The organism is Actinoplanes oryzae, from assembly GCF_030757795.1.
In the GTDB taxonomy this organism is placed as follows: domain Bacteria; phylum Actinomycetota; class Actinomycetes; order Mycobacteriales; family Micromonosporaceae; genus Actinoplanes.
The window spans coordinates 1-6,082 of record NZ_JAUQWH010000287.1; the positions used below are offsets into that span (position 1 = coordinate 1).

Consider the following 6,082-nt stretch of genomic DNA (forward strand, 5'->3'; position numbering starts at 1 on the left):
CCCGCCCCGACCGGCTGCTGGCGTTCTCCCGCAGCGGCGACGACCCGACCGCGGTGCCGCTGCTGTGCTTCTCCAACCTGGACAGACAGGACTGGCTCACCGGCACGGCCGAACTGGGCGAGCAGGCCCGCGCCTGGCTCGACCGGGAGCCCGACGCGCACATCCAGGTCCGCGACCTGCTCGGCCTGGATCCGGAGCGGCTGTTGTGGCGGCGCCCCGAGCCCGCCAAGACGCTGCTGGAGACCGGGCTGGGCGTGGGCCTGCAGCCGTACCAGATCCAGGTCCTGGAACTGCTGAGAGTGAGCTGATCATGGCAACCAAGTTCCTCGAGATCCCCGAGTGGCAGTCCTTCGAGAACCAGGGCGCCGGCTCGGCCGTCGCCGACGTCAGCGGCAACGGCCGCCCCGACCTGATCGTCCTGCGCGTCGACGCCGGACCGCAGCGCAACCAGGGCTTCTACCGCGTCGGCTTCGACCTCGACGCCGACGGCGAGGTCACCGGCGGCTGGGGGCCCTGGGTCGCCGTGCCCGACTGGTTCGCCTGGGAGAACCAGGGCGCCGACATCGCGGTCGCCCGCCTCGACGGCGCGCTCGCGCTGATCGTCCTGCAGGTCGACGCCCCCGCCGGGCAGAACCGCGGCGTCTACCGCGTCGGCCGGGTCCTCGACGCCGCCGGGCAGGTGACCGGCGGCTGGACCGAGTGGCTCGACGTGCCCGAGTGGTTCCCCTGGCAGAACGCCGACGCCGGTCTCGCGGTCGCCGACCTCGACGGCGACGACCGCCCCGAGCTCATCGTCTTCATGGTCGACGCGCCGGCGGGCGCCAACGCCGGCTACTACCGGATCGGGCACGCCCTCGGCGCGGACGGCCGGGTGCACGGCGGCTGGGACGCCTGGCGCGCCGTGCCCGACTGGTTCATGTGGGAGAACCAGGGCGCCGGCATCGCCGTGGCCGACCTGGACGGCGACGGCCGCCCCGAGCTGCTGGTGCTCGCCGTGGACAACCCGGCCGGGGCGAACCTGGCCTTCTACCAGATCGGCTGGCGGCTGGGCGGCGACGGCCACGCCGAGCAGGGCTGGAGCGCGTGGACCGCGGTGCCGGAGTGGTTCTTCTGGGAGAACCAGGGCGCCGGCGTGGCCCTGCACCAGGGGCTCGTCATCGTCGCGGCGGACGCCCCGATGGGCCCGAACCTCGGCTTCTACCGCACGGTGGACCTGCAGCTCGACACCGGCACGGCCGCCCGCGACGGCGTGTGGCGGCTGGCGGCCGAGACGTCGCAGAGCCTCGCGATCCACGCGGCCGCCCTGCACACCGGCGAGATCCTGTTCTTCTCCGGCACCAGCAACAACCCCGCCAACCTGGGTACGCCGTTCCGCGGCACCCGCTGGAACCCGGTCACCCACGAGGTCGTCGACGCGCACGTGCCGGCCGACTTCTTCTGCGCCGGCCACGCCCAGCTCCCGGACGGCGGCCTGCTCGTCGCCGGCGGCACCGAAGCGTACGATCCCTTCCGGGGTCTTCGCGACGCTTGGGTGTACGACGCATCCGCCAACGCGTGGGACCGGCAGCCGGACATGGCGGGCGGCCGGTGGTACCCGACCCTCGTCACGCTCGCCGACGGCCACGTCGCCGCCTTCTCCGGGCTGGGTCAGGACTCGCTGCTGAACCTCGTACCGGAGATCTGGTCCGGGGCGTGGGAGCAGCTGCCCGACCAGCGGCAGTGGGACGCCGACCCGCACGACAGCACCCGCCGCGTGCCGCTCTACGCCCAGATGTACCTGCTGGCGGACGGCCGGATCTTCTTCTCCGGCGGCTGCTACGGCGGCAACGAGAATCTCGGCCCGGCGCTGCTGGACCTGGCGGCGCGCACCTTCACCCAGGTGCCGGGCCTGGACGGGCACGCCGAGCGCGACCACCGCAACCAGGCCACCAGCGTGCTGCTGCCCCCGGCCCAGGACCAGGAGGTGCTGCTCATCGGCGGCGGCGAGGACTTCGGCCACCACGGCCGCCACGCGATCGCCGCGGTCAACCGGGTGGACCTCAAGGCGGCGCACCCCGCCTACCACCACGAGGACCCGATGGAACGGCCCCGCATGCACCACGTCGCCGTGGTGCTGCCGGACCGGACCGTGCTCGTGACCGGCGGCAGCGAGGGCGACGAGGATCGGCCGCTCGCCACCACGCGCGCCGAGATCTACCACCCCTCGACCGGTACGTGGACGCTGCACGCCCACGCCCGGGTGATCCGGCTCTACCACTCGGTGGCCCTGCTGCTGGCCGACGGCAGTGTCGTCACGGCCGGGTCGAACCCGAACCGCGGCGATGAGGAGTACCGGATCGAGCGCTACTACCCGCCGTACCTGTTCCGCGGGCCACGGCCTGCTCTGCTCAGCGCGCCGGAGCACGTGCACCACGGGGAGACGATCACGGTGGAGTGTCCGTCCGCCGGGGAGATCGAGTTCGTCAACCTCACCCGGGCGGGCAGCACCACGCACTGCCTCAACACCGACCAGCGCCTCGTCGACGTCCCGATCATCGGCCGCGGCACGGGCCGCCTGACCGTCACCGTCCCCGAGTCGCCCAACCTGCTGCCGCCGGGCTGGTACATGCTGACTGTGGTCGCGGGCGGGGTGCCGTCCGAGGCGCGCTGGGTCCAGGTCGAGTCGCACTGACGGTTGCTCACGGCCCCCGCTACGGTGGGGGCCGTGAGCGGGTGCGGGATGACGGTGTGCGGGGAGTGCGTGGCGGTCGGGCGGCGACACGTCGACCCCGCGGCGCAGGCTGCGCGGTTGCGGGCGGCGGCCGGTCCCGGAGATCGGGTGCGTCTCAGCAAGTGCCTCGACGTCTGCTCGCAGGCCAACGTCGTTATCGTGCAGCCCGCGCCGGCCGCGCGCCGCGCCGGTGCCAAGCCCGTCTGGCTGGGACTCGTCGAGGGCGCCGTGGAAGATGACGTCGTCGCGTGGGTGCGGGCGGGCGGCCCCGGCGTCGCGCCGCTGCCGATGATATTGTCGCTGAACGAGATCGCTCCGGGGCCGCGCTCATGAGTGACGACATCGCTCTGTGGCTCTACGCGGGCGAGTCGAAGCGGGGTCACAGCACCCAGCCGCGCGCCCAGATCGGCAACGGCTCGTAGACGCTCAGTCCGGGGCGGGCAGGCACCCGCCGTCGGCCGTCTGGCTGCCGTACTCGACTTCGTAGCCCTGCGCGCGGTCGACCCAGCCGACGACGCACGCCTGCCCGGTCCACGCGCCGAACGTCAGGCCGTAGCCGTAGTCGCGGCTCTGGTGCTTGCGCACGTCGACGACGTCCCCGAGCCCGGCCGCGACCAGCGCCTTGTGCACGGCCGGGATGTCGTACTTCTCGAGCGTGCGCAACGCATCGTCGGCCGCTGCCGCGCACCGGACCGCTCCGGGGATGGCCGCGGCGGGCAGCTGATGCCGATCCCGGACCTGCAGGTTCTTGGCGATACTCGATCTGGCGTCGGCGGCGTCGACCTCGTGGCCGGGGTCGAGCGCGGCCCTGGTGCAGGGCAGCTCGTCGTGCAGAGAAGGCAGCGCCACCACCGGTGCCGGTGGTGGCGGCGAGGCTGAGGGCTGGGCGCACCCGCCGAGCGCCAGAAGCGCCACGCCACCGACCGCTGCACCACGAAGCTGCATCACGCAGTGAACATAGAGGACAGCGCAAACATTACGATCATCGGCCATGCGTCGTCGTGGCCGGAAGCAGAGACTCCTGCAGTCCTTCTTCGGCGTCCCGGTGCCCGCTGTGCCGCGCGACCCGGCGGCAACGGGACCAGTTGCTGCACTGGACGGCGTGGCTCGCCTACCACCATGGGGGTCGGCGATCAGGATTCGAGAAGCAGAACCCTCGCGATCAGGGCTAACGTAGCGCGAAGCCGCCGGAGGGGGAGACATGCCGCACGTCGCCGACAGCCACGATCTCATCAGGGTGCAGGGTGCCCGGGAGAACAATCTCAAAGATGTCAGCGTCGAGTTGCCGAAACGGCGGCTGACCGTTTTCACCGGGGTGTCCGGGTCGGGGAAGAGCTCGCTCGTCTTCGGCACCATCGCCGCCGAGTCGCAGCGCATGATCAATGAGACATACAGCGCTTTCGTGCAGGGCTTCATGCCGAACCTCGCGCGGCCCGAGGTCGACGTGCTCGACGGGCTGACCACGGCGATCATCGTGGACCAGGAGCGGATGGGGGCCGACCCCCGGTCCACGGTCGGCACCGCCACCGACGCCAACGCGATGCTGCGGATCCTGTTCAGCCGGCTCGGGAAGCCGTACGTGGGAAGTGCTCAGGCCTTCTCCTTCAACGTCGCCTCGATCTCGGGGGCGGGCGCGGTGACCGTGGAGAAGGGCGGCATCACCACCAAGGAGCGGCGCAGTTTCAGCATCACGGGCGGCATGTGCCCGCGGTGCGAGGGGCGCGGCTCGGTCACGGACTTCGACCTGACCGCCCTGTACGACGCGAGCAAGTCGCTGAACGAGGGCGCGATCACCATCCCGGGTTACAGCATGGAGGGCTGGTACGGGCGCATCTTCCGGCAGAGCGGCTTCTTCGACCCGGACAAGCCGATCGCGAAGTTCACGAAGCGGGAGCTGCACGACCTGCTGCACAAGGAGCCGACGAAGATCAAGGTCGAGGGCATCAACCTCACCTATTCGGGGCTGATCCCGGGCATCCAGAAGTCGTTCCTGTCCAAGGACAGGGAGGCGATGCAGCCGCACATCCGGGCGTTCGTGGACCGGGCGATCACCTTCACGACCTGCCCCGACTGCGACGGCACGCGGCTGAGCGAGGCGGCCCGGTCGTCGAAGATCAAGGGCATCAGCATCGCCGATGCCTGCAAGATGCAGATCAGCGATCTCGCCGACTGGGTGCGCGGGCTGAAGGAGCCGTCCGTGGCGCCGCTGCTCGGCAAGCTGCAGCACACGCTCGACTCGTTCACCGAGATCGGGCTCGGCTACCTGAGCCTCGACCGGCCCGCGGGCACCCTGTCCGGCGGCGAGGCGCAGCGGACGAAGATGATCCGGCACCTGGGCTCCTCGCTGACCGACGTCACGTACGTCTTCGACGAGCCCACCGTCGGCCTGCACCCGCACGACATCCAGCGGATGAACGAGCTGCTGATCCAGCTGCGGGACAAGGGCAACACGGTGCTGGTCGTCGAGCACAAGCCCGAGGCGATCGCGATCGCCGACCACGTCGTCGACCTGGGGCCCGGCGCCGGCAGCGCGGGGGGCGAGGTCGTCTTCACCGGTACGGTCGACGGCCTGCGCAAGGCCGACACGCTGACCGGCCGGCATCTCGACGACCGCGCTGCCCTGAAGAAGGAAGTGCGCAAGGCGGCCGGAACAATGGAGATCCGCGGCGCGAGCAGACACAACCTCCAGAACGTCGACGTCGACATCCCGCTCGGTGTCCTCGTGGTGGTGACCGGCGTGGCCGGCTCGGGGAAGAGCAGCCTCATCCACGGCGAAGTCGCCGGCCGCGAGGGTGTGGTGGCGATCGACCAGACCGGGATCCGGGGCTCGCGGCGCAGCAACCCGGCCACGTACACGGGCCTGCTCGAGCCGATCCGCAAGGCCTTCGCCAAGGCCAACGGCGTCAAGCCCGCCCTCTTCAGCGCCAACTCCGAGGGCGCCTGCCCGACCTGCAACGGCGCCGGCGTCATCTACACCGACCTGGCGATGATGGCCGGCGTGGCCACCACGTGCGAGCAGTGCGAGGGCAAGCGCTTCGACGCCTCGGTACTGGAGTACCGCCTCGGCGGCCGGGACATCAGCGAGGTGCTCGCCATGCCGGTGTCCGAGGCCGCCGGGTTCTTCGCCGCGGGCGAGGCCAAGGTGCCGGCCGCCCACAAGATCCTCGAGCGGCTCGCGGACGTCGGCCTCGGCTACCTGACGCTCGGCCAGCCGCTGACCACCCTCTCCGGCGGCGAGCGGCAGCGCATCAAGCTCGCGACCCACATGGGCGAGCAGGGCGGCGTCTACGTCCTCGACGAGCCCACCACCGGCCTGCACCTGGCCGACGTGGAGAACCTGCTCGGGCTCCTCGACCGCCTCGTCGACGCGGG

At 71.4% G+C, this 6,082-nt stretch carries 5 protein-coding genes; 4 read left to right on the forward strand and 1 reads right to left on the reverse strand.

Annotated elements, in window-relative coordinates:
* The 3 genes from RBH18_RS42690 to RBH18_RS42700 all read left to right on the forward strand — a co-directional run.
* Window positions 1-308, forward strand: a 308-nt coding sequence (locus RBH18_RS42690; RefSeq protein WP_306216233.1) for a hypothetical protein, incomplete at its 5' end; no start/stop codon positions are given.
* Between the two features lie 2 nt (window positions 309-310).
* Window positions 311-2,671: a galactose oxidase-like domain-containing protein gene (locus tag RBH18_RS42695; RefSeq protein ID WP_306216234.1), complete on the forward strand. Its 2,361-nt coding sequence runs from the start codon at window positions 311-313 to the stop codon at window positions 2,669-2,671.
* Between the two features lie 147 nt (window positions 2,672-2,818).
* A complete protein-coding gene (locus RBH18_RS42700; RefSeq protein ID WP_306216235.1) occupies window positions 2,819-3,043 on the forward strand; it encodes a hypothetical protein in 225 nt (74 codons plus the stop codon).
* A gap of 93 nt (window positions 3,044-3,136) precedes the next feature.
* Here RBH18_RS42700 and RBH18_RS42705 read toward each other — a convergent pair whose 3' ends face one another.
* Entirely contained in the window at window positions 3,137-3,658 is a 522-nt protein-coding gene (locus tag RBH18_RS42705; RefSeq protein WP_306216236.1) for a hypothetical protein, read from the reverse strand.
* Between the two features lie 253 nt (window positions 3,659-3,911).
* On the opposite strand from RBH18_RS42705, the gene RBH18_RS42710 reads away from it, so the two are divergent.
* The coding region (locus RBH18_RS42710) for an excinuclease ABC subunit UvrA (RefSeq protein ID WP_306216237.1) at window positions 3,912-6,082 on the forward strand (2,171 nt) is incomplete at its 3' end.